Source organism: Mesorhizobium sp. CNPSo 4671, from assembly GCF_057784245.1.
This window is the reverse complement of record NZ_JBWLUW010000089.1, coordinates 1-419: the sequence shown is the minus strand read 5'-3', so window position 1 is coordinate 419 and position 419 is coordinate 1. Positions and strand designations below refer to the sequence as shown.

General features: G+C 61.3%; 1 pseudogene. It reads right to left on the bottom strand.

The features are described 5' to 3' along the window. Positions 1 to 419, bottom strand: a pseudogene (locus AC04SF_RS37505) (OmpA family protein); the annotation flags it as partial.

Genomic DNA, 419 nt, shown 5'->3' with positions numbered 1-419 from the left:
ATACATAATACTGCCAATGCTCCGCCGCGCGTGCTTCGGGGCTCACATCACGGACCCTGGAGATGTCGAATTCCGGTCCGCCTGCCGAAAGCTGTCGGGCCGCTGCGCGCGCCCGATCTATCCAGGTGTCGGGAGCCTCGCCCTCGGCAACGATGCGATCATTGACGATCGAAAGTCGTACTGTATCCGGCGGAGCCAGCGACGCCGTCAGCCGCTTCAACACGAACTGCGGCTCAAGGCTCTGATAGAACCGCCACTGCGAATGAACCCGGGCGGGATTGACCTGCGTTCCAGACAACAGCGACTGCGGGTCGGCGGCAAGCGGGTCTCTCAAGCCGGCAATATAAAATTGGCCGTCGTGTATCTTCTGTTCTGCAACGATGATGCCCGGCTGGGTCCCCAGTCGCGACACATAGGCC